Below are 23,585 nucleotides of genomic sequence, written 5' to 3'. Positions count from 1 at the left end.
CGGTCCGGCCGGACCGGACATACTTAGCGCCGATGCTGACGCTCATTTCATACCCTTCCGGCATGCTGCCCGGCGCTATGACAAATTTCAGCTTGATGGCCGTCGCCTGGCTCAGGTCCCGGGCAATCTCCGGCGATACTTCCAGCAGCATGCCGGTTGAGGAGATGTCAAGGCCTTTGCCCCGGCATTTGACATTCTTTCCGGGGGCCGCATACTGGATGGCAACATCGTAATTGACCAAATACCGCCGGCCTGTCTGCTGGCTTTGAATCAGCCGCGAAAGGTCCGCCTCAGCCGCATTGCCGCCGGCCCGCCTTCTGTCCACATTGCTGCGCAGTCCCTCTTTGTCAGGCACCTGGGACAGCAGTCTGCGGTCAGGCCTGGGCGCAAGCAGTATATCCTCTTTTTCCTGTTTCACTTCCTGCTTAACGATCTTTTTCACAGTCCATTTACCTGCCGTTTCTCACTGCTGCAATAGCAGTTGTGATTTTGCTTTAGTTGCGGCTGCGCAAACTTAGTGATTTCTTGCGGTTGTTTTGGGAATAGCCGTCGGTTAAATAATCGGACAGGCGGCCAACCTTAAATTTGGATGGATCGGTGTCGGCTTTGGCTGCATTCGCTGTCAGCAGCAAATCGACGGCCATTGCAGTGTAGGCAATGTTGTCGCCCATATGCAGGACCAGGATGGCGCCTTTTTTCACTTCACCCTTACTTGTATAGATTTCCCCTGTTATTGTATTGATCAGCTGAGAAACGCTTTCGGCCTTATAATCATATGTACTGCCGGAACCGGAAATGATATAATCGTAACCGGTTGCAAACAGCGCCTCAAACCCCATTTTGCTGACAGCCAGTGTAGGCGGCCGGAAAAACCTGGTCAACGCCGGCTTGCCATTGACAACCACATCTCCCGCCACAGCCCGCAATTTGCGAAATGAGGTGGCCAGATCCTGTATATATTCAGACTTATCCTGCGTTATTGTCTGCTTGCCTGTTACCGGGTCACGAACCACCATCGGCTGGTGCTTATCGGAATGGCTGCCGATCTCATGACCCTCCATGGCAATTGCCCGAAGCAAATTAGGGTTGTTCAACACATTGTTGGTCACAATAAAGAAGGCTGCCGTTGCCTGATGCTTGCGCAGGACATACAGCAGTTTGTTGATCGCCGCATCGGTCCCCCAATCGTCAAAGGTAAGAAAAATCACCTTGTCTTCCGTATGGATCAGACCGCTCGTATCCAGACGCCGGGCTTCCATCTTGGAAAAGCCCAGCATCCGGTCCTCATAAGTAACATCCCGGTTTCCGATATAGCGCTTGGAAGCTTCAGCCAGAAACCGGCCCTGCCCGGCATCGCCAGGCCCTTCATGCCTTAGCTCCGGTACAATCCTGGACAGATCAGCGGGATACCGGTAAATATATTGCGTTTGATTAAGAATGTCGCCAACCGGTTTCAGGATATATTGTGAATCATTCGCCGGATTATTGGCCGGCTGATCAAACGAAGTCGCATAGGCAATATTATCGATTTTACGCTGCTTAATCATTCCCAGCAAATCGCCAACCAGCTGGTCATTGGTATAATAATCCATTCTAAAATGGACAATCTGCCCGCGGGCCAGAGAAAACACCGCCTTGCCAAAAATTTCCCCCATCACCTGATCAGCCGAAGCATAATCCTTATGCCTGCTCTGCACAACATTGACCGACTGTCCAATGAGTTTACAACCCTCAGCTGAAACGGCAAGTTTTGTAGTCTCTGTTACAGCGCCCCAGGGCTGCTTGATCAGCTGAGTTGCAACGCCAAACTGCTCTCGCAGCATCCTGCGTCCCCGCTCAATCGTTTGCCGGGTTTCAGCTGCCGTTTCACCCTCCTTCGGCCTGATTGCCAGACCTACTTCATGGCCATTGGCAGTAATTCGCCGCACTGCGCCCGGATAGCGCTGCATTTCTACTTCCATGACAAAAAAGGTCGCTTTAATTCCTAAATCCTGTAGTTTCCCAAGTACGTCATTGACGACTGCTTCATTGGCTAATCCGCCAAAGGTAAAGGCCAGCGCCGGTTCCGTCGTCGAAATAACCTTGATTTCCCCGGCAGGCGCAAGCTCAGCCGCATAAGCCTTGCGGACAGACAATATTGCCGCCGCCTGTTCCTTTAGCCTTGTTACTGCTGTTGCCAAAAAAGACCGGCCAGCTGCTGCTTGCTGCTTGCCACTTTGCCTCAGGCCCATCTGCCGGGCTTTTGGGGCATTACTTTCGTTTAAAAATTCTTCGACATAGACGGTGGTGTAACTGGCCTTAGCCAAAGCGGCCAAAAACCTTTCCAGCGTCTCAACAAGCTCCTTGCCGCTCAGCTGGGCCGGTTCCGGCAGTTCCTTTAAGCCCGGCTGTTTATCAACTGCCGGCCGTAAATCGGTTTTGCCCGGTTCAGCAGCAACTGCTTCGTCCGGAGCGCTCAGCTGAACCGATACAATACTGCCCGGTTTAAGGCCGCCGACCAAGGCCTCTGCCGCCTGCCGGGAATTGATTTCCTCGATAGGAACAAAAAGATCGCTTTTTACCACGCCGTTAAAGCCGGAAGCCCGCGCGGCCTGCAATACTTGTTCCGTATAGCTTGTGTCATTGCACTTTAAAAGATTGGGCTCTTGGTCGGTCGTCACCTTGATGATTTTTTGTGAACGGCAGAAATCTTTGATCAACCTTTCCACAGGCAATTTTTCCATTTGGGGCATACCGGAAAAACTATAGGTTTCAATCTTTGCGCCGGCTTGTTTAATATTGACAACAGTCTGCGGGTCTTCAGCAGCCTGCAGGCCGTCGACAAAAAAAGTTGCCCTCACCTCGTATTTTTCCAGTAAATCCAAAATTCGCTGAATGGTCACGCGGTCGGATAAGCCGTCAAACGTCAGGGCAATATGCCGCTGTCCGGTAGTTCGTCCGGCAACGACAACTGCCTTCTCCGGCCTGTTCTTCAGTTGTTCCAGGGCCTGGGCGACCTCCGCATCGGCATTATAGGCGCTTTCTATATCAGTAATATTGCGATAATCGCCGCCGGTCTGCACTGTAAGAAAATCCGGGGAGAAAAACACCGCCGCCAGACAAGCACAGCCAATAAAAACCAGCGCTAAAACCAGTTTTTTGGTTGTCACATCCAATCCCCCTTAACCCTTAAAGACTCCAATAGGAATAAACCTTTTCTTCCAGGCTTGTTTGCAAAAATATATTTTTGATATCAATTACGACACGTTTAGTTAAATGCGGCGGCTTGAACATATTTGCCAGATCAGCCGGCCGCAGCGCTTTGAATTGTTGATGAGCTACCAAAAACACCAGGCAATCGGCCTCTCTGACTTCTTGGATATCAATAATCTCTCCGTCGAATTCTTTTCTTAATTCCATTTGATCGGCAACCGGGTCCACGACCTTTACTTTAACGCCATATTCCGCCAGCTGCCTGCAAACGTCAACAGCTTTTGAATTGCGCAGATCCGGACAGTTTTCTTTATATGTAATACCCATGACATAAAGGTTGGCCTGCTTTATATGAATTTCGGCCTGAATCAGTTTTTTAATAATCTGCGCTGTTATATAAGCCGCCATATCATCATTGATTCTTCGTCCGGCGGCAATAATCTGCGAGTGATACCCCAGCAGCTCCGCCTGGTAAATAAAATAATACGGATCAACCCCGATGCAATGACCGCCGACCAGTCCCGGATAAAACCCCAGGGCGTTCCATTTGGTATTCATGGCATCAATGACATCGTTTGTACTGATCCCCATACGGTCAAACGCCATTGCCAGCTCATTCATAAAGGCAATATTGATATCTCTTTGTGCGTTTTCAGCCAGCTTTGCCGCTTCCGCCACCTTAATGCTTGACGCCTTATACACACCGGCGGCAATAATCAGCTCGTAAACAGCCGCAATGGCCTCCACTGTCGCTGCGTCCGTCCCGGCGACAATCTTCCGGATATTCTCCAGTCTATGCACCTGGTCGCCGGGATTAATTCGTTCCGGTGAATAGCCGATGTTAAAGTCTTTTCCGCAAATCAGACCTGATTCTCTTTCTAAGACCGGCGTGCATATTTCTTCAGTAACCCCCGGATATACGGTGGATTCGAAAACCACAATACTGCCCGGGGTTAAATTTTGCCCGATCATTTCACTGGCCTTGATGACAGCCGCCAAATCCGGTGTTTTATCGCCATTGATCGGTGTCGGCACAGCAACGATAATCATTTTTGCTTCTTTTAACCTGGCCGGGTTTGCGGTAAATTCCAATGTCGTATGCTGTAGCTTCTCATTGCCAACTTCATTGGTCGGGTCAATCCCCCGCCGGTAAAGATCAATTTTTGCCTCATTAATATCAAAGCCCAGTGTTTTGACTTTTCCTGCAAAGGCGACAGCGACCGGCAATCCTACATAACCAAGACCTACTACCGCCACAAAAGCTTCTTTTGCTTGTATTTGTTTAAAACATTCCATCTGTATGCCAGTTCACCTACTTGTTCATTTAAAAATACCGAGTCAGACGGCTCCACCAGGTTTCCGCCTTTTCGCCGGAAATTTTATCGGTCTGGTCGTAATACTCTATTCCGGCGATAAAGTTTTCAGCAACCGTATAGTCCACGCCCAGGCCGTAGCCTTTAAAGCCCTGCATTCCTTTTCCCGCGCCATTCATACCGTGGATAATATAAGTATGTCGGGGCTGATTGTAATATTTGGCAAATATCCCATATGTACCAGGCCGCCAGGACTTTAAATCACCATAGTTAAAACTAAGTACATAGCCGCTGCCGTCTCCTTTGCCATCCTTCCGGCGGGCGTCCAAAGCCATGGCTCCGAGACTAAAATTACTGAAATAATAATTTCCCCCAAGTGTCCGGATTGTATTTTTCAGGCCGTCTGTCCGGTAGTGATAAACGCCGGCTTCCACGTCATAATCATAATCATGATAACGAGCAGTTGCGATCACCGTCTCTTTGCTATCGTCAGTTTGCCCATAAGCCGCTGTATAGTCCACCGGTCCGCTAAACTCGGTGCGAACACCGTCAAAAACACTGTCATAAATATTTCCTTCAGCCATCAGATACCCGAAGGATCCCGCCCTAACCGCCGCTTGTCCCAATGTACCGGCTGCATACAGACGGGAAAGCTTGAAGTCGTTATTGTAATTTACTAAACTGGTTCTGCCTTCCAGCATCCCATGGACGCGCCAATCCTGGGCGATTGCCGCATCAGCGCCAAGGCGAATGCGAATTCCCGATGAATCCCGTTGCCCGGGGCCGCGGTCGGAAGCATAATGATAACGCACTTCACCGTCGATATTCACTTTGTTATCCAGTTGCTGACGGCGATCACCAATCTGCGCCAATTGATCAACAATCTCTGAATAGTTTTCCTGCTCAGCATAGCCGGAAGAAACGGCTGCCTGTTGCCCGGTGCTGTTACTGCTCTCACTACCCGTTAACCGCCGCCCAGCCGCGGCATCATTCCTAAGCAGCGTCTTTTCACTGGACTCGCCGGCAATCCCCGCAACTTCATTCATGATGATTTTTGTGGTAAGTTGGGCGATTTCATAGGCAAACTCTGCTTTGGCTTCTTCAAGATTCAGATTTTGGTCGCTGATGATCCTTGTTGTCATTCGCGCCATTTCATAGGCAAATTCCTTTTTTCGTCCTTCCGGCAATATTGGCATAACCTTTGCTGTTGTTTGCGCCGCAGCATAAGCAAACCGGGCTTTAAAGCCGGCAACATCCGGACTTGAAAAAGAAACTATTTGGGCTGTGATCTGCGCCATCTCATAGGAAAATTGAACATTAAAACTCTCATTTTTGTCAGCCTGCGCCATTGCCGGCTGACGGCTGCTTCGGCTCGCGCCCACCGGCTCAGGGGAAGCATAAGCCACCTTATTCTTGCCTAAGCCGTTCACCGTAGATACGCCGATGACTGTTACCAAAACAAACAGTACTCTTGCAAATTTTTTCACTGCATGATTCACCCGCCCTCACAAACTGCACCATCAATAGCGGTACCGGCTATCTCGATACTCTAACAACTCTCAAGTGGGAAAAAGCCGCATCGACCGAATCAAATCACTGCTGGTTTAAGTTCTGTTCCAATTGGACGCAGATGATCTGTATTGAGTAAAAAAAACTGCCAGGTTGCAATTGCAACCTGGCAATCCTATACAATGTACGTAGACCCATGGTTTTGCGTCCTTATCTTTCAATAAGTTTGCTGGTTTATTTTACCTATTCAAATAATATGGAACTCCTAATTATTACCAAAATAGAAACTGCTGCCAAAATTATTTTAACAGAATTAGCTAATAATTTAAAGCAGTTAATTTATAATAAATTTTTTCGCTGCTCGCATCATAGGCTCTGTCCTGCTGAACTTTTACCAATTGCGATACCTCCACCATACAACCGCGCCCGCCAGGCAGATGCCGATCAGAATACCGGTCAGAAGGGTGAGAAAATTTTCAAAACCCCAGTCTATGCGAAATGACATATAGACCGCCAGCATGGTCGTGGCTATCAGTGTCAATTTGCCCCATTTCGTCATAACCAATCGCAGACGCTAACGTTTTGTTCGCGCCTACTGCACACCTCCTTTCTATAATTTAATTATAGTCTGATTTTATTATTTATAAATACCTCTAATTAAATAAATTATTGTATTTAAGATAAAATGTCCATAATGGCGGGCTATTCATCAAGCGCCTCACGGCGTAATGTGTTGCGGCAGCTGACGTAACAGTGCTGAAACATTTACTTTTTCTTTCTGACTGGTATAATTTACAACTAAAATAAACTGGGAAAGGAGCAGTAAGATTCCATTGTGAAGCAGAATTAGAGGGAAATTCTCGATTGATGAGAATCTCCCTCTAATTAAAATCAGACTGTTGCGCGGTTTACAGGTCAAAGGCTGCCGAAAGCGTAATGGTTAATTCAATTCCTTTATAACGATTTTTCCCGTCTTGGGCCAAAGTGTATTTCCCACTGGTACTGCCAGGCAGATCGACATAGTTTCCTTGCGTTAAATCAAAATAACTTAACGTAGCAAGATAAATTGGGAATTTTCGACCTGCAAAAAAGCCTCCGGCAAAAAAGCGGTTTGGCTTTCGGTGTAAAATTACGCTCACTTAACGCAGGTAAACCAAACCATCGCACCATCAAGATGAAGATTGACTGTTTGATATAATCCGTTGAGTCTGCTGTTTAAACTTTCCGCTGTCTCAAAAGGAGGCGTAAACCACCCTTTTTTAGCTAAAAAAGAAGTAACTAAAAAATCAGTTGCTTTTGATTGTCCGCAAATATAACAACAGGCTAAAAAACTGCCGCCTTTTTTCAAAACACGATATGTTTCCAAAAAAGCCTGATCTTTATCCGGAAAAGCATGGAAGCCATTCATGCTCAACACAGTATCAAACGCCTCATCCTTAAATGGCATATGCCCCACATCCCCCTGCAGGAAAGCGATATTGGCAACATGACCGAGGCGTTTTTTTGCCTGTTCCAGCATATCCTCACTGTAATCCAGGCAAGTGATTGAAGCAGCCGGCAAAGCTTTATATTTTTCCCAGGTCAACGCTGCCGTACCTGCCGGAACATCCAATAAACTGCCGGAAAAGTCAGCAGGAATGTACGCAAGAAGACGGGCTGCGATATCCCGGTCATCAGTTCCGCCCCAAAATAAATGGCTATACAGTCTGCTCCACCAGGTTCTCTGTGTTAATACATCATCATAAATGCTTTTAGATTTTCGATAAGCTGTAATAATTTTATCACTCATGTTTTGACCCTCATACATATAAATAATCCGTGATTCAAAGACCTGTTTATCTCGTGTCGTATAAGGTACCTACCCGCTATTATAGCGTATTGGGAAACAGAAAGGAACCGATAAATTCCTTGTCAAAATACGTATGTTCTTTTGGCGTAAAACTGTGAAAAAGATTTACGGCCCGGACGGAGGTCATTTATCGTCTGCTTGACAAATCAAGGATCTGTTTTATAGTTTGGCCTGATATATTCTCGAACTAGCGCCCCAGGGGTGATAGCCTTGCGCAACATAGTTAAAGCCGTAGTGTTCATAGTACCTACATGGTCAGTACAAAGATATAAACTGCTGTAGCCCCTTTCTTTGCAATCTATTTTGCTGCGGTCGATAAGCAGCGAGCCGTAAGAGTGGCCGCGGTAATCCTCCTCAATATACAAAGCGCACAACCAGGGATATAAATCCATTCTGCTGATAAAATCATTTGTAACCAGCCCGGCGCCGCCGATGATTTTTTCTTTGTCATAGAGCAGGTACCATTGCGGCAGCGGAGAGTTCGAGTCAAGACAGCTTAATATACAATCCTCATATACCATACTGCTATCTTCGGTTGCCCAACGCTTGCAAAAGTATTCAATTGCCGCTTGTGCATGATGAAGCTGCTCTCGTATTGAAACGATAGTCATGTTGTTTTCTCCCCTTAAATTCCTGTTAATCTGCGTGTTATATAAATCATTAACTGCTATTATACCTTAATAAAAAGCAAACATTAACTACTTCCTTAAGCGTTCTAGTATCAACAAGCCACTTTTTAAAAAATTGTTGATGCCCTAAATAGTTAACTTCCAAGCCCGGCTTTATATTCCCAATATACTCGGGAGCATTCACGATCTCCCGGCCAGCAATAAAGCCAGCCCAGTATTCGCCTCAAACAAGGCCATTCGGTAGAATATTAACTGTTATACAAAGCTGTTGACTGTTATATTGTTTATATGCAAAAATTGGTTTTATAAATTTAAACGATAACACAAGTACCAAATATCGACAAAGGAGACGGTTTATTTTATGACTAGAAAAGCATTCAATGCCTCCGGTGCTGTTGCCGTAGGCCCATACTCTCACGCAGTGGAATCCGGAGATTCGATTTATTTTTCAGGACAAACCCCAATTGATCCCAGTACTGGAAAATTAACAGCAGGCAGCATTGAGGCTCAGACGGAACAATGTTTTAGAAACCTTTTTAATGTTTTAGCAGCTACCGGTTTAACGCCCGACAATATCGTCAAAGTCAACGTCTTTCTGACGAACATGGAAAATTTCGCAGCAATGAACGAAATCTATACAAAACAGTTTTCAGCGCCCTATCCAGCCCGCACTACCATCGGCGTAGCAGCTCTTCCTCTTGGTGCACAAATTGAAATAGAGATGATAGCGCGTAAATCCGATTAGCATCTTGACAAAAAAAGCCCCGGCCGAGCCGGGGCCAATAATCGCCTCCGTCACGACTGGGGAAACTCACCACTGCCTTGGCTAAATACTCGAACACTCTATCACCCATTGCTATTCCCCCTTAATTTTATTCTTCCGCTTTGTATGATCTCGTCAACGTCCAGTAATACTAAACATGAAGATTGGCATCAACTCATAAAAAGGAGTGGATTTGTATGGGAAAACCAATTAAACCTGGCACAGACAATAAACCTGCTGGAACCTATGTTGAAGTTGGCTCGCATGGCGACCGGGTGTCTAATGCCCGGGAAGTAAAAATTGATCCCGGTGACAAGCTTCCGCCTACGCAGGAAAAAGGTCATGGCTGGAAAAAGAAATAGTCATTTTAAAACCCGCTGTCTGTAACAGTGGGTTTTAAAATTCTCTTCGTTTTCGCCTAAGCATCAGCGCTAAAAAAGATTTATTTGAATCCACTTCAACATATCGCATACCGTCTTCTTTTCCGACTTTCTCCATTTGACTGTCTAGCTTATTGTCATAACTTAATATGCTCTGGCCGTATTGCTGCAAGAAGTCGGCAGCTTTGTACGTCAGCTTTTGCGCCTGTACGAAGTATTTTAAACGTGCTAAACTGGTGATGTAAACAAAAAAGGATCGTGAGCCTGTGAGAATCATCATCTCCCCCGCCAAGAAAATGAATACCGACACCGACAGTCTGCCCTATGAGAGCCTGCCGCGGTTTTTGAGCGAAGCGAAAAAGCTGCTGCAGTGCTTGCAAGGCATGGACTATGCCGGGCTGAAATCGTTGTGGCGCTGCAATGCTGCCATCGCCACACACAATTACGAACGTCTGCGAAAGATGGATTTGCAGCGCAGCCTGTCCCCCGCTATTCTGGCCTTTGAGGGCCTTCAGTACCAGTACATGGCTCCCGGTGTTTTTGAGGACAGCCAGTTTGCCTACAGCAACGAGCATCTGCGTATCCTATCGGGCTTCTACGGTTTATTGCGCCCCTTTGACGGGGTAATGCCCTATCGGCTGGAAATGCAGGCAAAGCTGTCCGCGGACGGTCGGAAAAACCTCTATGCCTTCTGGGGAGATAAGCTGGCGCGGCAGCTTTGTTCGGAGACCGGCTTTATTCTGAATCTGGCTTCCAAGGAGTACAGCAAAGCCGTTTCAGTGCATTTGCCGGAAACTGTCCGCTTTCTTTCCTGTACCTTCGGAGAGGGAAAAGAAGGCAAGGTCATCGAAAAGGGCACCCTGTGCAAGATGGCCCGTGGCGAAATGGTGCGCTGGCTGGCTGAACATCATATAACGGATCCGGAGGACATTAAAGGCTTCGATCGCTTGGGCTATACATACTGTGAAGAGCTTTCCAATTATACTAATTTTGTGTTTATAAAAGGAGGAACCAAAGATGCTGCAATCCGGTAGCAAAGCGCCTGATTTTACTCTGTCCGACCAGAACGGCAACACTGTGTCCCTGTCTGATTTCCGGGGTAAGAAGGTAGTGCTCTATTTTTACTCCAAGGATAACACCCCCGGCTGCACCCGCCAGGCCTGCGCCTTTGCCGGAGCTTATGAAGCGTTCAAGAACCACAATGTGGTGGTCGTCGGTGTGAGCAAGGACAGTGTCGCTTCGCACCGGAAGTTCGTTGAGAAGCATAACCTGCCTTTCATCCTGCTCTCCGATCCGGAGCTGGTTGTGATCCAAGCCTATGACGTGTGGCAGGAAAAAAAGCTTTACGGCAAGGTGAGTATGGGCGTAGTTCGCTCCACCTATATTATTGATGAGGACGGCGTGATCGAAAAGGCAATGCCCAAGGTCAAGCCCGACACTAACGCCGCCGAGATTTTGGCGTATTTGCCGGCGAAATAAGGCCGGGAATAATCATGAACGAACGGCAGGAACAAAGCCTGTGGACGTAAGCAACCCGCTGGAAAATCCGCTTGGACGCTCTTACAATCTCCCGCTGCTTTCAATGTGGCACAGTAGCGGCGGCCAAGGGCAAAGGGATGCCAAAAAGCTGGGACTTGATGCGGCAAGAACTCCCACGAATAAAACGCCAGGGATAGAATCTGTTCCTATGTAAATAATTTATTTTACTATTTTTGATTCAAAACAAAGAAAAAAGATTCCGCAAAGCAAAACCTCGCTAGAAACATACACATGTACTATATAAAACCTCATAATTAAAAACAACTCCTAACAAAACAGAATACTTTGTCATTCAGAAACAAGGGTGGGTCTTGGCATATAAAGAGAGCGGTATGCTTTCCAAATATTTATAAATCAAAATACATATAGCTATCGATTTCATCCAACAGCAGTGCATAGCAATTTTCCAGCAAAAAAGCCTTCCAGCAAAATCGCTGGAAGGCTTGATTTACTTATGGTGCGCCCGGCAGGAATCGAACCTGCGCTCCCGGTTCCGGAGACCGGTGCTCTATCCCCTGAGCTACGGGCGCGTATCAGTAACAAAAAATATTATATCATAATAAAGTAGTTATGTCTAATAAAATTTATTAAATTTATTTGTTAAAAACATCCGGTTATTTCGAGACCGCCGGTTGCTGGCAATTGGGGCAATTCTTCCACTCACGCTTAAGTTCACAGCCGCAGAATTCACATTTGGGCTGCATCGTATGCCCGCAATAAGGACAAAGCTTATAATCGGTCTTTACCTTACTGGCGCACATTGGGCAGCAAACGGTCTCTTCAACCACAACGGTAGCCTCAACGTCAATGGTCTTTTCAGCATTGTCCCGCTGTGGCTTGACCACAGGCTGACGCCGGCCCAGGATCAGATACAAAGGCAGAAACACGATTAACATCGCAATCGTTCCGGCTGCCCATAAAAGCACCATAGTGGTGGTATGACCGCGTTTTTTGGCATCATTGTATACCCAGATTCCGGCCAACAACGGAATCAAAAGACTAAGTGTTCCCATAGACTGTCCTCCGTGACAAATATAGTTATATTATAAGCTTTCGGCTATCAATAAGCAACCAAACAATTGACTGTGTAAGCAACTGTCCCGGCGGCTATTCCAACAAAATTCCCTGCTTACGCAATTCTTCCTCAATACTGGCCAGAACTTTTTCATTGGGGACTTCAATTGTATGCAAATGAGTACCGCTGGTGACAATAGACAACGGTTTCGCACCGCTCTCAGCCAGCCTGACTAAAAACTCATCTAATTCCCGCCGGGAACGCAGCATCAAATTTGCTCTTATTTCGCCGTATAGGGGATGTTCAACAATCACATCCCGGATTTTGCCGCCATGATCAATAATGATCGCCAGTTCTTGCTCCAATTCATCGCGCTCATGCCGGCAGGCAATCGTTGCGGAAATAGCAGTTGTTAAGTCAGCCGGTATGATATACCCCTGCGGCGTTGCATAAACTGCGACTCCGGAAGCGCGGATAATGGCAATATCGCCAACAATAATTTGCCTGCTGACCCCTAATTCCCGCGCCAAAACCGTCCCCGTCAACGGTTTGTCGGCTGCCTTTAATTTCGCCAGCAAAAGCGCCCGGCGTTCTTGTGTTTCCATGCCTGTCATCCTTCCCGGCCGCAGATTCAAGCAGCCAATATCACTTCATTTCAGGCAATAGAATCGACACGATTGTTCCTTGATCTACTACACTGTTTATTTCTATTTTACCACCATGCTGCTGGATAATACTATAGCAGACCGACAAGCCCAAACCGGTTCCAGTAACTTTTGTGGTGAAAAAAGGGGTGCCAATTTGCGCCAAAGCTTCGCGGCAGATACCGCTGCCGTTGTCTTTTACCGCGATAATCACATGATCGCCGGATTTGCCCAGGGTAATCTGGATGCACCCCTTATCAACAATAGCCTCCATTGCATTGCGCAGCAAATTCAGCATAACCTGCTTAATCTGCCCTTCGTCGCCATTAATCCTATAGTACTTTTCCGGAGCATATTTGGCATCAACTAGAATTGGCCATAGAAACTGGCTCTGATCCGCCATTACAACCTGAAAGCTTAAACTGATTCCCCGGTCGGCTGCCTGCTGCTCGCTTAGCAGCAGCACATCTTTAATGACAGAAAGCAAATCCACAGGCGCATACTGCAAAGCCCGGGGCGGGCGGGCTAACATCCGGAATTCATTGGTCAGTCTTTCGATCCGTTCAATTTCGGTCAGCATAATATCCAGATGAGCTGACGGCACCAGTTGTTCCGGTCTTCTGGCCATTAATTGCACAAATCCTTTGATTGCCGTTAAGGGATTACGGATTTCGTGGGCCAAACCGGCGGCAATTAAGCTGACCGTTTTCAATCGCTCCAATCGCATATTCTCCCGTTCACCCTGGTAATATTGCGTCTGCCAAACAATGTGGTACGCCAGGCCAATTACCGTCAGCAATAACAGCAGCAACAGCAGCTCAGGCACCATGGCCCGCATTACCGAGTAATAAATTGAACTGACCGGTATGGCTTTCACCACCCGCCAGTCGGCCTTTTCCAGCGCAGTATAGATGTATAGCTTTTCAATTCCATCCACCAGATCAACATCAATTAACTCGCCTGCTGAATCCTGAAAGAAAAAATCCCGGTATTTCCCGAATGCTCCCAGTTCAGGATAAATTTGCTCCATGAGCGGATGCTCAATATAATTTGCATGATTATCCATAATGAAGAGATATTCCGGCTCTTGAAAAGCTTTATATTTTAAAATTTCGCCCACCTTATCAAGCATCAATCCGGCGGCCAGCACGCCTTTCACCTTTCCGTCCGAAGCAGTGACCGGTACACGCAGACTGACATAAGCATGATTCAGATCGCTATAGATAATCCGTTTGGATATTGCCGGGCTGCCATTGGCCGCTTTATCAAAGCTGGCAACATCATAAACCTTTCCGACATGCTTTTCCGGTTCGGCTTCCGCTATAAATCGGCCATTAACATCAAACACCACGGCATTAAAAAAACCCATCACCTGAACAACCCGTTTTAGTTCCTCGCTAATTTGAGCCGGAGCCATATCAAGCATTTTATGATTGGCAAACAGCAGTTCCAAGGCTGTTAACCGATAGTTAAGCTGTACGTCCAAATAATTAGCCGCAACCTGCAGATCACTGCGTTTGGCAGCGATAATTGCCTGATATTTCATTTCAAATAAAAATTTGAACATTCCGGCAAATAAACATAAAACAGCGACAACAATCGCCAGTTTAGCCCAGGTATCTTTTGTCAGCACTTTTATCAGTTTAATCACATCCATTACGACATAACCTACTGACATATTTCGCTAAATGAACCTTTTATCCTTTATTTAGTAGGGCTCTGCAACTGTTAAAATTCCAGGATGAATTGCGCGTGGTTTTGCTCAGCAAGACAGAGGAACCGCGCCTATCGGCCATAGATAGGTAACGAAGCTTTACGGAAAACAACCCGTCAGTATCCACAGGATTAGGTTTGAAGCCCTGCTATTGTTTAGAAACGCAAAACGAGTGTTCAGAAAAGACTTCTGAACACTCGCAAAAAATTCTATGGTGGGCGATGACAGGATCGAACTGCCGACATCCTGCTTGTAAGGCAGGCGCTCTCCCGGCTGAGCTAATCGCCCGTTTGAATTTTGGACCTCCACCTAACATCTTCCTTATTTATCGTCAGACTTGTCCAAGGTAATTATCCAATAGCCAATATCCAACGTCTAACATCTAATTGGTGACCCGTAAGGGAATCGAACCCTTGATACCGCCGTGAAAGGGCGGTGTCTTGACCGCTTGACCAACGGGCCAGTCTACAATGGCTCCTCGAGTAGGACTCGAACCTACGACCGATCGGTTAACAGCCGATTGCTCTACCAGCTGAGCTATCGAGGAACGACATAATAGATTATAAATCATTGGCATGAAAAATACAAGCTTTATTAATAAAAATTGTAGGTATTTTGCAGTTTTTATCAAATACTATATAGAGCATTACCATTAGACAACGTTTAGGAGGCGTTACTTTGGATAACCGGGTCCAGCAACTGGCCAAAAATCTCATTACCTATTCAACCAATCTTCAACCTGGAGAAAAGCTGTTGATTGAAATGTTCGATTACGCCTTGCCTTTGGCCAAAGTCCTGATCACTGAAGCCTATAAGGCCAAAGCAGTTCCGTTTGTAACCTTAAAAAACAACCAGCTGCAACGGGCGCTTGTCCGCGAAGCAAGCAGACAGCAATTAACACTGCTCGGTGAATTTGAAGCCGCCAGAATGCGGCAAATGGATGCTTATATTGGCATCAGGGCCAGCGAGAATATCAGCGAGCTGGCTGACGTTTCCAGCGAGCAAATGCAGCTGTATCAGCAATACTGGCTAAAACCGGTTCATAGCGATATCCGGGTGCCGAAAACCAAATGGTGCGTTTTGCGCTATCCCAATGGCGCAATGGCTCAACTGGCAAACATGAGTACTGAAGCCTTTGAAGAGTTCTACTTTAACGTCTGCAATCTGGATTATGCCAAAATGGCGAAAGCTATGACCCCGCTGGTGGAATTAATGGAAAAAACGGATAAAGTCCGGATTGCCGGTCCGGCGACCGACCTCAGCTTCTCCATAAAATCGATCCCTGCGGTTAAATGCGCCGGCCTGCGTAATATTCCTGACGGTGAAGTCTACACCGCCCCGGTCAAGGATTCGGTTAATGGTTATATTACCTATAATACCCCGGCTGTCTATCAGGGAATCACCTATGAAAATATTCGGCTGGAGTTTTCTGCTGGTAAAATAGTCAAGGCGACCGCCAACCATACCGACAAACTCAATAAAGTATTTGATACCGACGACGGCGCCCGCTTTATTGGTGAATTTGCCCTTGGCGTTAACCCCCATATAACGACACCAATGAAAGATACCCTGTTTGATGAAAAAATTCAAGGCAGTTTCCACTTCACCCCGGGCATGGCTTACGACACAGCTTTTAATGGCAATAAATCAGCCATTCACTGGGATTTGGTAGCCATTCAAACGCCTGATTACGGCGGCGGCCAGATCTGGTTTGACGATCGTCTGATCCGGCAGGACGGCCGCTTTACCATTGCCGAATTAAACGGCCTGAATCCGGAAAATCTGAGATAAATCCGGTTGCTTGTTTATCCCTTCCATTCATTTATCCATTTACAGAGATTTTAATCACAGTCCGGCTGACAAAAACTGTGGATTTTGCAATAACTGCAAAATCCACAGCAGGCCAGGCCCGAACAAATCAGGATGGAACTGCATTGGCCCAAAAAGACTCAAGATCACACTCCGGATTACTGGGATCAATCAGCGGTTGTTGATAATTCAAGGAACTGCCTCCTTTGCCCTGGGATATTACATACTATGACCCATGTTTACATAACGTTACAATGTCGTAGATAAAAACTGGCTGCGTAAAACTCCCCAGTGCAGCATTCCGAGGTATACCGTCAAACCATAAAAACAGCACCTCCGCTGCCGGAGCAGCGAGGTGCTGTTTTCTTAATTCCTGATTTGGTTACTTCAGCAGTTCGCGAATGAAATTCGGCAGAACAAAGCAGCTTTTATGCAAATCGGCATGGTAATAGCGGGTTTTCAATTGCGGCCGCTTGCCGGTCTCCCCCGTACTGGGGTCATACTGCTTTGAACCGATTGTGAAGCAATGCAAGCCGCCGGGATAAATAGGAATACTGGCTAAATATAGTTTGGTAATCGGAAATAAGGAAGCAATATCTTTGGTTAAGCGCTGAATCAGCTCCTGATGATAAAAGGGCGATTCTGTCTGCTGCACAAATAAGCCGTCCGGCTTAAGCGCTTTAAATACGTCCTGATAAAAAGCATGAGTAAACAAACCTTCCCCCGGCCCTATGGGGTCCGAACAGTCGACAATGATCACATCATACTTATTTTCAGCCTCTTTCATATGCTTAATCCCGTCGCCGATCTTCAGCCGGACCTTAGGATTGTTCTCGTTTAAAGCTATGCTGGTCTCAGGCAGATACTTTTTGCAGGCGTCAACCACCATGCCGTCAATTTCGACCATCTCGGCGACCTTTACCGAGTCGTGCCGCACCACCTCACGAATGGTACCGCCGTCGCCGCCGCCGATCACCAAAACCTGCTGCGGGTTAGGATGGGTGTATAACGGTACGTGCGCAATCATTTCATGATAAATAAACTCCTCAACAACGCTGGTCTGAAATACGCCGTCCAGTACCAGCATGCGGCCGAATTGATAGGTATCTACAATCGCCACATCCTGAAATTCCGACCTGCCCGTAAATAAAGTTTCCTTAACACGAGCGGTTAACCCTAAGGAATCGCTTTGATTCTCTGTGCACCATAACTGCATTTGTCTATACCCTCCAACTCTATAAATTGAAATTCATAATACCAATATAAAAATATATTACTTAACTTTATTTGAACATAAATTATATCATAAATATTAACAGAAAAAAAGCTTTCTATCCATTCCCCTCAAAACGCCTGAACAACTGAGTCAAACATCCTCATTCTGCTTTAAAGGGCTTGACCGCAATTTGTCCGATTTCGCCCGAATCAAAAGATCAATTCAATTCCTTGCTTTTTAAAAGTTCATCTAACTTTTTAAAGTTTCCATACATGATCTCCTGCCTCCTTACGAAAAAAGTCTCAAAGTTCGCAAGTAAAATTTTTCTGCTTGGAGTACACTGAAAACTCTTCTTTAAACGGCTTTAGTTTTCTTCCTTGAAAAAGAGTTTAACGCCATTATATAATGATGTTATCTTACATAAGGAGCTTTCCAATGAAACGCTTTTGTTTCAATCAAAAAGGTTCGGTCTTTATTCTCATGGCTTTTACCATTCCCCTGCTTATCGCATTCAGCGCCCTTGCCGCTGACGTGGGCTATCTCTATGTCCAGCGCTCCCACTTGCAGAATATTGCCGACGCCGCTGCTCTGGCCGGAGCGGCCAAACTGGGCTCAGGTACGTCCGATGCGCAGGCGCTGGCTGAAACCTACCTGGAAATTAACAGCAGCGCCGCCGATGCAGGCAACGTGGAAACCTTTACGTTCCTGGAGGAAAATAACACGAAAAAGATTCGCGTCGATATTACACGACCTGCGCCTTTATTATTTATGAGGTACTTTGGTTATGATACCATCGACCTCGCCGTATATGCAATTGCTGCTTACAGCGGCAGTGCTGCGGGCATATTCGAGCACAGCATTGTTTCCGCCGGCGACGGGCCATTTTACCTGCTGGGCCAGTGGGGGTCCGGTAGCAATACATTTAACGGGCCAATTCATGTAAACGGGCAAAACTTCCAATTCACCAGTACCGGCAGCGGTGATTTCACCTCAAACAAGGTAGATGCGTCTATTAAAATCGCCGCAGAATATTATCCCATTCATGGCCTCGATACTCCTGCCAACAAAAATGCCTTTGCTGACAACATCTCTTTCAATGCCGACTACATTGATATTAGCGAAAACAATCCGGTTATCAGCAACTATATTGGCAATCTGAAAAAAAATGCAACTGAACTGCAAGCCGGCGCCATCGGAAATAACCGTTCCCTGTCTTCACTGGGTGAAAAGGTTTACATACGCGGCAGTTTTGATCAAAACGGCGGCGTTTATTATCTGGCCTGGGAGCCATTCTATAGCGGGTCAATTACCATTATCGCAGACGGCAGCATTAAGCTCGGATTTAACAACATCAACAATATTTCAGCAAACACAAAAATCATCCTTTGCTCTCTGACCGGAGATATCGTCATCAACGCTTATCAAGACCTCAAATTAAGCGCTCTGGCGCCAAAAGGCACTATTACGGTGGAGGGCGGCGGTGCAACAATTGACGGCTTTTTGATCGGCCAAAGCATCACTTTAGGCAACGGCGGCAGAACCTATCAGAATTCAAACTGGGCGGGCGGCGGTGCGCCTAAAGTCCGGTTAACCGAATAATACCTATAACTAAAGCGCAAATCGCTATGATTTGCGCTTTAGTTATGCAGTTCCAGCCTGTCCCCAATCTTCCAGCCCGCGCTACGGACTGTTCCGCAGTTTACTTCCAGGGTATCTTGGGCCTGGCGGCAGAAGCTTATTTGCCAGGGTCTGAGATTTTCCACCAGCTTCACAATAGTCCCGGTGCTGTCCAGGTACACAATATCCAATGCATATCGCATGCCCAGCATATGGACGCTGTTGCAGCCCCGCAGCAACAGCCCCTCGTGCTCCGGCAGCAGCCGGGTGCCGAGCAGGCCTTTGAACCGGGTGAAAAAAGTATCGGCTACAAAAATTTCCAGTTGCTTGTCTATGGCCTTGCCTTCGAGAAATAGTGTTATTTTTTTCATTTTCCCAGAGCCTTTAAATTATTCAAAATCGAAAATAACGTCGGCAGCATAATAACAATAAATAAAGCCGGGAAGATAAATACAGCCAAGGGAAGCAGCATCTTCACCGGCGCTTTCAGCGCCTGCTCCTTAACTGTCTGCCGTCTTCTTTCCCGCATATTTTCTGACTGTATGGCCAGTGTTTTCGCCATACTGACACCTAGGCGGTCAGACTGCACAACGGCTGACGTAAACAGATAAACCTCCTGAATTTTGCACCGTTCCGCCAGGTTGGCTAAGGCCTGCCGCCGGGTCATCCCCATACGGACATCGCGCAGCATCTTGCTGCATTCCTCAATCAATGGTCCGTTCATCTTCTCCGCCACTCTGGCCATCGCGCCATCAAACGACAGACCGGCCTGCACACTGATACACAGCAAGTCCAAAACATCGGGAAGCTGCCGCAGAATGGCCTTGCGCCGTATGGCGATCAGCCAGTCCAAAAAGGCCACCGGCAACGCGGCGCCAATAATCAGCCCGCAAACACTCAGGGCAACGCCCTGCAAAAAAGGCAGCGGATTGGCATAGAAAGCGAAAAAACCAGTTATCACGAAAAAACCCAGGGAAGAAATCAGCCAAAAACAGACAAACGTATTTATGCTCCAGCTATGCTGTTTCCCGGCCTTCATGATCCGTTCCGCCAAAACCGCGAAAATGCGCGCCGGGGCCAACCGGATCAGCCGTTCCTCAAGCCGCCGGAACAGCGGCAAGATCAGCCGTTCGGCAAACGGTCTATTCAGTTGTTCACTTTCAAACCGCACCCGCTCATCGAGAGAAACCGGCCGTCGCAGTTGCTGTACCCGTCCTTTAACCTGCGTCTTTGGCGCTATTTTAGTCATCGCCAGCAAATAAAAAAATGAAAATAAGAAAAACCCGCAAGCCAGGGCAACCCACAGTGCCATCCTATCGCCTCCAGTCTTCGTCGCCTGCCAAGTGAACGCCAGGCGTAAAAATATTGTGAGGCAGCCTGATCCCGTTGGTTTCAAACTTTTCTATAAAGTCAGGTCTCATGCCGGTTGCTTCAAAGGCGCCTAAAATCTTGCCGCTCTCATCCACACCGGCCTGGACAAACCGGAAGATGTCCTGCAGAACAATAACATCGCCCTCCATCTTTTGCACCTCGGTAATATGAGTAATCTTGCGGCTGCCATCCCGAAGCCTGGATTGCTGAATAATCAGATCGATGGCTGAGGAAATCTGTTCGCGAATCGCTTTGACCGGCAATTCCATTCCGGCCATCAGCACCATTGTTTCCAGCCGGCTCAGTACATCGCGTGGACTGTTGGCATGCGCTGTCGTTAACGAACCGTCATGCCCGGTATTCATCGCCTGCAGCATATCCAGCGCTTCACCGGAACGCACTTCACCGACAATGATCCGGTCAGGCCGCATCCGCAACGCATTGCGGACCAAATCGCGGATGGTGATCTGGCCGCGGCCTTCAATGTTGGCCGGGCGGCTTTCCAGGGTAACCACATGCTCCTGCATCAGCTGAAGTTCGGCCGCGTCTTCAATGGTAACAACCCGCTCGTCCGAAGGTACGAAGGAAGAGAGTACATTTAGGGTCGTTGTTTTACCGGACCCCGTTCCGCCGGATACGACAATATTGATCCGGGCGGCAATGCAGGCCCGCAAAAATCCGGCCATAGCCTCACTCAACGAGCCGAACCCGATCAGATTCTCCACAGTCAGCGGATTCTGAGCGAATTTGCGAATGGTGACGCAAGGCCCGGTCAGCGACAGCGGCGGAATGATGATATTGACCCGCGAACCGTCGGCCAGCCGGGCGTCGACCAGCGGTGAAGCCTCATCAACCCGCCGTCCCAGCGGGGTGACAATTCGCTCAATAATGCTCATCAAATGGGTCTCATCATAAAACCGGACCTTGGTGATATGCAGCTTGCCCAGCCGCTCGACAAAAATGCGCTTCGGCCCGTTAATCATAATTTCGGTAACCGTCTCATCCTTGAGCAGCGGTTCAATCGGACCCAGCCCCAGGATCTCGTCCAGCACATCGGCCGCAATCGCCGCCCGGTCGCCCCGCGGTACGACAAACGGGTTTTCATCAAGCACCCGGCTGCAATACTCGGCAATGACAGTCTCGACTTCCCGCCGGTCCTGCTGGCTGTTCATCAGCACCTGCTGCTGCTCGACATTCATTTCACTGACAATCCGTTGATGGATTTCCAGCTTCAGCTCCTGATACTGATCATCTGACGAACTGGTCTTCCGTCCGGCAAAAATCGGCTTTGCTTCTTCCATACCGTTTTTTTTGCCTAGCCGCTCCAATAGTGACATGCTATTCCTCCTTGCGCATCGTCAATGATGAAGAAATAGTGGACGGCAGCATTTCTCCCCAGAAACTATTTTCCGCTACGTTAACCGTTGCCGTCAGGGTAACGGTAACCTGCTGCCCCCCGCCAATCTCCTCCGCCTCTGTCGTCACCGTAACATCATCCGGGTTAAAGCTGTAAACACTGGTCAAAAATGTTCGCTCCCGGTAATTCTGTTTTATATCGTCAAAGGAAATCCCTACCGCTTCCTTCCGGGCAATATCACGGGTCAGCTCATTCAGTGTGAGATAGTCATGAAAAAACATTCCTAAATAGGCCAAAGCATATAGCATCAGAAAGAAGATTGGCAGAATAATAGCAAATTCAACCAAAGCCTGACCGCGCCTGTCCGCAAAATAATTACCCATACAGAAATCTCCTTATGTTTTAAAGAAAGAAAAGCCTCTCAATTATATAGTAAGAGACTTTCCTTCGTACTTGTTAGAGTCTAGACCTGATTGTCTGCAAATCGTTGGTGACGTCAATATACAGGTTGCTTACTCTTTCTCTCAGAGAAGTATTGCCGTTAACTAAAGTTACGCCAATAGCTGCAACAATAGCAAGAACTACCGCATACTCCACCATCCCTTGCCCTTTTTGGTTTAAGCGGCCTAACCTCAGCCTTTTCCATACTTTTAACATCAGTTCATCCTCCTTTTGACTATTTATGTAAAAGCCTGCCCGGCAAGCTTTAAACATCAATATTTACAATCCGGCGGATAACCAGAAAGCCCACCGCCTGACTAACAAGCGCACCAGCCAAACACACCTGGCCAAGGGGTTCCTCCACAAACGGTTGCAGATAGCCCGGATTAATAATACTGGCAAAGACGGCCACAGCAAAAGGCAAAGCAGCCAGCACCCAGGCGGACAGGCGCCCCTGCGCGGTCAGGGTCTTGATTTCCCGCTTCATCTTGATTCGTTCATTGATGGTCACCGCAATGGTATCCAGGATTTGAGCCAGGTTTCCGCCGACCTGGCGCTGGATGAGCACCGCGGTAATGACCATATCCAGATCAGAGCTTTGCGACCGTCTTCCCATATTGAAAAAAGCAGTCTCAGTATCCCCGCCCAGGCGGATTTCGGCAAGGGTTTTCATAAACTCCACCGAAACGGGTGGTTTCATTTCCTTGGCGATCAGGTCCATGGCCTGCATAAAGCTGAAGCCTGACCGCATAGCGTTGGACATCATAATCAGCACATCGCCAAGCTGATTGCTGAACGCCTGCCGCCGCCGGTCAATCCGGATATTCAGATACAGCCAGCAGACCAGCCCGGCCAGCAGGGCAAGGCCTAAAGCATACTCCACGCTGAGGGTCAGCATCAGGCCGAACACCCCGGCGGCTATAACAATAACCCCGGCCAGCGCCAAAAACTCCGCGCCCAGCAACGGCAAGCCGGCCTGCTGCATTCTGATTTCCAGCGCTTTGACCTGCGGCGCGCCTTGGAATCTAAGGCCCAGATACCGGATAAGCTTCATGAATTGCTCAAGATAGTCCGCGCGCTTTTCTTTGTCCTCTCCGGCAGAGGAGCTGGCGGCGTAACGCCGGACTTTCCGGGCTGTTTCGCTTTTTTCCCCGCTGAAATAGGTTATCACAATTAAAAAAAGCAAAAACATCAGTACCCCGCCGGCTAAAGCCATCATCAGCATAA

General features: G+C 47.6%; 24 protein-coding genes, 4 tRNA genes, 1 pseudogene and 1 riboswitch. Of the genes and pseudogenes, 6 read left to right on the top strand and 23 right to left on the bottom strand.

Going from position 1 to position 23,585, the window contains the following annotated elements; genetic code table 11:
• From BLR06_RS18390 to BLR06_RS18360, 8 genes and pseudogenes are all read right to left on the bottom strand, one after another.
• Positions 1–442 (bottom strand): annotated as a pseudogene (locus BLR06_RS18390) (glycosyltransferase family 2 protein); the annotation flags it as partial.
• A gap of 52 nt (positions 443–494) precedes the next feature.
• The gene (locus tag BLR06_RS18385) at positions 495–3,149 is read right to left on the bottom strand and encodes a polysaccharide deacetylase family protein (protein ID WP_092075047.1); all 2,655 of its coding nucleotides are present in this window, start codon (positions 3,147–3,149) and stop codon (positions 495–497) included.
• Between the two features lie 19 nt (positions 3,150–3,168).
• Complete coding sequence (locus BLR06_RS18380; RefSeq protein ID WP_092075046.1) at positions 3,169–4,488, bottom strand: nucleotide sugar dehydrogenase; 1,320 nt, start codon at positions 4,486–4,488, stop codon at positions 3,169–3,171.
• A gap of 28 nt (positions 4,489–4,516) precedes the next feature.
• Entirely contained in the window at positions 4,517–5,992 is a 1,476-nt protein-coding gene (locus tag BLR06_RS18375) for a hypothetical protein (RefSeq protein ID WP_092075045.1), read from the bottom strand.
• Positions 5,993–6,171: 179 nt separating this feature from the next.
• A riboswitch (cyclic di-GMP riboswitch) is annotated at positions 6,172–6,255 on the bottom strand.
• 150 nt (positions 6,256–6,405) lie between these two features.
• Complete coding sequence (locus tag BLR06_RS19680; RefSeq protein ID WP_173813090.1) at positions 6,406–6,555, bottom strand: hypothetical protein; 150 nt, start codon at positions 6,553–6,555, stop codon at positions 6,406–6,408.
• Positions 6,556–6,922: 367 nt separating this feature from the next.
• A complete protein-coding gene (locus tag BLR06_RS18370) occupies positions 6,923–7,153 on the bottom strand; it encodes a hypothetical protein (protein WP_092075044.1) in 231 nt (76 codons plus the stop codon).
• Positions 7,150–7,803, bottom strand: coding sequence for a class I SAM-dependent methyltransferase (locus BLR06_RS18365; protein ID WP_092075043.1), 654 nt, complete (start codon positions 7,801–7,803; stop codon positions 7,150–7,152). Before BLR06_RS18365 ends, BLR06_RS18370 begins: the two co-directional genes overlap by 4 nt.
• 206 nt (positions 7,804–8,009) lie before the next feature.
• Positions 8,010–8,474: a GNAT family N-acetyltransferase gene (locus tag BLR06_RS18360; RefSeq protein WP_245698227.1), complete on the bottom strand. Its 465-nt coding sequence runs from the start codon at positions 8,472–8,474 to the stop codon at positions 8,010–8,012.
• A 379-nt stretch (positions 8,475–8,853) separates the two neighbouring features.
• On the opposite strand from BLR06_RS18360, the gene BLR06_RS18355 reads away from it, so the two are divergent.
• Positions 8,854–9,237 carry a RidA family protein gene (locus BLR06_RS18355; RefSeq protein WP_092075042.1) on the top strand — a complete coding sequence of 128 codons (384 nt, stop codon included), beginning with the start codon at positions 8,854–8,856 and terminating at the stop codon, positions 9,235–9,237.
• Positions 9,238–9,452: 215 nt separating this feature from the next.
• A complete protein-coding gene (locus BLR06_RS18350) occupies positions 9,453–9,617 on the top strand; it encodes a YjzC family protein (RefSeq protein ID WP_092075041.1) in 165 nt (54 codons plus the stop codon).
• A 34-nt stretch (positions 9,618–9,651) separates the two neighbouring features.
• On the opposite strand, the gene BLR06_RS19355 is transcribed toward BLR06_RS18350, so the two are convergent.
• Positions 9,652–9,915, bottom strand: a complete 264-nt coding sequence (locus tag BLR06_RS19355; RefSeq protein WP_139164542.1) for a hypothetical protein — start codon at positions 9,913–9,915, stop codon at positions 9,652–9,654.
• Here BLR06_RS19355 and yaaA point away from each other — a divergent pair.
• Both yaaA and bcp read left to right on the top strand, forming a co-directional pair.
• On the top strand, positions 9,902–10,669 hold the full coding sequence (gene yaaA / locus BLR06_RS18345; RefSeq protein WP_092075040.1) for a peroxide stress protein YaaA: 768 nt from the start codon (positions 9,902–9,904) through the stop codon (positions 10,667–10,669). The genes BLR06_RS19355 and yaaA overlap by 14 nt on opposite strands.
• Positions 10,653–11,114, top strand: coding sequence for a thioredoxin-dependent thiol peroxidase (gene bcp, locus BLR06_RS18340; RefSeq protein ID WP_092075039.1), 462 nt, complete (start codon positions 10,653–10,655; stop codon positions 11,112–11,114). Before yaaA ends, bcp begins: the two co-directional genes overlap by 17 nt.
• Positions 11,115–11,629: 515 nt before the next feature.
• Here the strand turns inward: bcp and BLR06_RS18335 are convergent.
• From BLR06_RS18335 to BLR06_RS18305, 7 genes are all read right to left on the bottom strand, one after another.
• Positions 11,630–11,704, bottom strand: a tRNA-Arg gene (locus tag BLR06_RS18335).
• An 84-nt stretch (positions 11,705–11,788) separates the two neighbouring features.
• Positions 11,789–12,187, bottom strand: coding sequence for a zinc ribbon domain-containing protein (locus tag BLR06_RS18330; RefSeq protein ID WP_092075038.1), 399 nt, complete (start codon positions 12,185–12,187; stop codon positions 11,789–11,791).
• A gap of 94 nt (positions 12,188–12,281) precedes the next feature.
• A complete protein-coding gene (locus tag BLR06_RS18325; protein ID WP_092075037.1) occupies positions 12,282–12,794 on the bottom strand; it encodes a transcription repressor NadR in 513 nt (170 codons plus the stop codon).
• Positions 12,795–12,834: 40 nt separating this feature from the next.
• Entirely contained in the window at positions 12,835–14,490 is a 1,656-nt protein-coding gene (locus tag BLR06_RS18320; RefSeq protein WP_173813089.1) for a sensor histidine kinase, read from the bottom strand.
• Positions 14,491–14,759: 269 nt separating this feature from the next.
• Positions 14,760–14,835, bottom strand: a tRNA-Val gene (locus BLR06_RS18315).
• Between the two features lie 99 nt (positions 14,836–14,934).
• Positions 14,935–15,009, bottom strand: a tRNA-Glu gene (locus BLR06_RS18310).
• A gap of 9 nt (positions 15,010–15,018) precedes the next feature.
• Positions 15,019–15,094: transfer RNA gene (locus tag BLR06_RS18305), tRNA-Asn, on the bottom strand.
• Between the two features lie 131 nt (positions 15,095–15,225).
• Here BLR06_RS18305 and BLR06_RS18300 point away from each other — a divergent pair.
• Positions 15,226–16,338 carry an aminopeptidase gene (locus BLR06_RS18300; protein WP_092075035.1) on the top strand — a complete coding sequence of 371 codons (1,113 nt, stop codon included), beginning with the start codon at positions 15,226–15,228 and terminating at the stop codon, positions 16,336–16,338.
• 400 nt (positions 16,339–16,738) lie between these two features.
• On the opposite strand, the gene speE is transcribed toward BLR06_RS18300, so the two are convergent.
• The gene (speE, locus tag BLR06_RS18295) at positions 16,739–17,572 is read right to left on the bottom strand and encodes a polyamine aminopropyltransferase (protein ID WP_092075034.1); all 834 of its coding nucleotides are present in this window, start codon (positions 17,570–17,572) and stop codon (positions 16,739–16,741) included.
• 435 nt (positions 17,573–18,007) lie between these two features.
• Here speE and BLR06_RS18290 point away from each other — a divergent pair, with 435 nt between their 5' ends.
• Positions 18,008–19,171, top strand: coding sequence for a pilus assembly protein TadG-related protein (locus BLR06_RS18290; RefSeq protein ID WP_092075033.1), 1,164 nt, complete (start codon positions 18,008–18,010; stop codon positions 19,169–19,171).
• 38 nt (positions 19,172–19,209) lie between these two features.
• Here the strand turns inward: BLR06_RS18290 and BLR06_RS18285 are convergent, their stop codons facing one another.
• The 6 genes from BLR06_RS18285 to BLR06_RS18260 form a co-directional block, all read right to left on the bottom strand.
• Positions 19,210–19,560: a DUF192 domain-containing protein gene (locus tag BLR06_RS18285; protein WP_092075032.1), complete on the bottom strand. Its 351-nt coding sequence runs from the start codon at positions 19,558–19,560 to the stop codon at positions 19,210–19,212.
• The gene (locus BLR06_RS18280; protein ID WP_092075031.1) at positions 19,557–20,501 is read right to left on the bottom strand and encodes a type II secretion system F family protein; all 945 of its coding nucleotides are present in this window, start codon (positions 20,499–20,501) and stop codon (positions 19,557–19,559) included. The genes BLR06_RS18285 and BLR06_RS18280 overlap by 4 nt, the downstream gene beginning before the upstream one ends.
• A gap of 1 nt (position 20,502) precedes the next feature.
• Entirely contained in the window at positions 20,503–21,897 is a 1,395-nt protein-coding gene (locus tag BLR06_RS18275) for a TadA family conjugal transfer-associated ATPase (protein ID WP_092075030.1), read from the bottom strand.
• A gap of 1 nt (position 21,898) precedes the next feature.
• The gene (locus BLR06_RS18270; protein WP_092075029.1) at positions 21,899–22,300 is read right to left on the bottom strand and encodes a TadE/TadG family type IV pilus assembly protein; all 402 of its coding nucleotides are present in this window, start codon (positions 22,298–22,300) and stop codon (positions 21,899–21,901) included.
• A 73-nt stretch (positions 22,301–22,373) separates the two neighbouring features.
• Positions 22,374–22,574, bottom strand: coding sequence for a Flp family type IVb pilin (locus tag BLR06_RS18265; RefSeq protein ID WP_092075028.1), 201 nt, complete (start codon positions 22,572–22,574; stop codon positions 22,374–22,376).
• A gap of 49 nt (positions 22,575–22,623) precedes the next feature.
• Positions 22,624–23,583, bottom strand: coding sequence for a type II secretion system F family protein (locus BLR06_RS18260; RefSeq protein ID WP_092075027.1), 960 nt, complete (start codon positions 23,581–23,583; stop codon positions 22,624–22,626).
• Between the last annotated feature and the right edge of the window lie 2 nt (positions 23,584–23,585).

The sequence above is a fragment of the Dendrosporobacter quercicolus genome (genome assembly GCF_900104455.1).
Lineage (GTDB): Bacteria > Bacillota > Negativicutes > DSM-1736 > Dendrosporobacteraceae > Dendrosporobacter > Dendrosporobacter quercicolus.
Note: the sequence above shows the minus strand (reverse complement) of the source record. Positions and strands in the feature narration are given on the sequence as shown.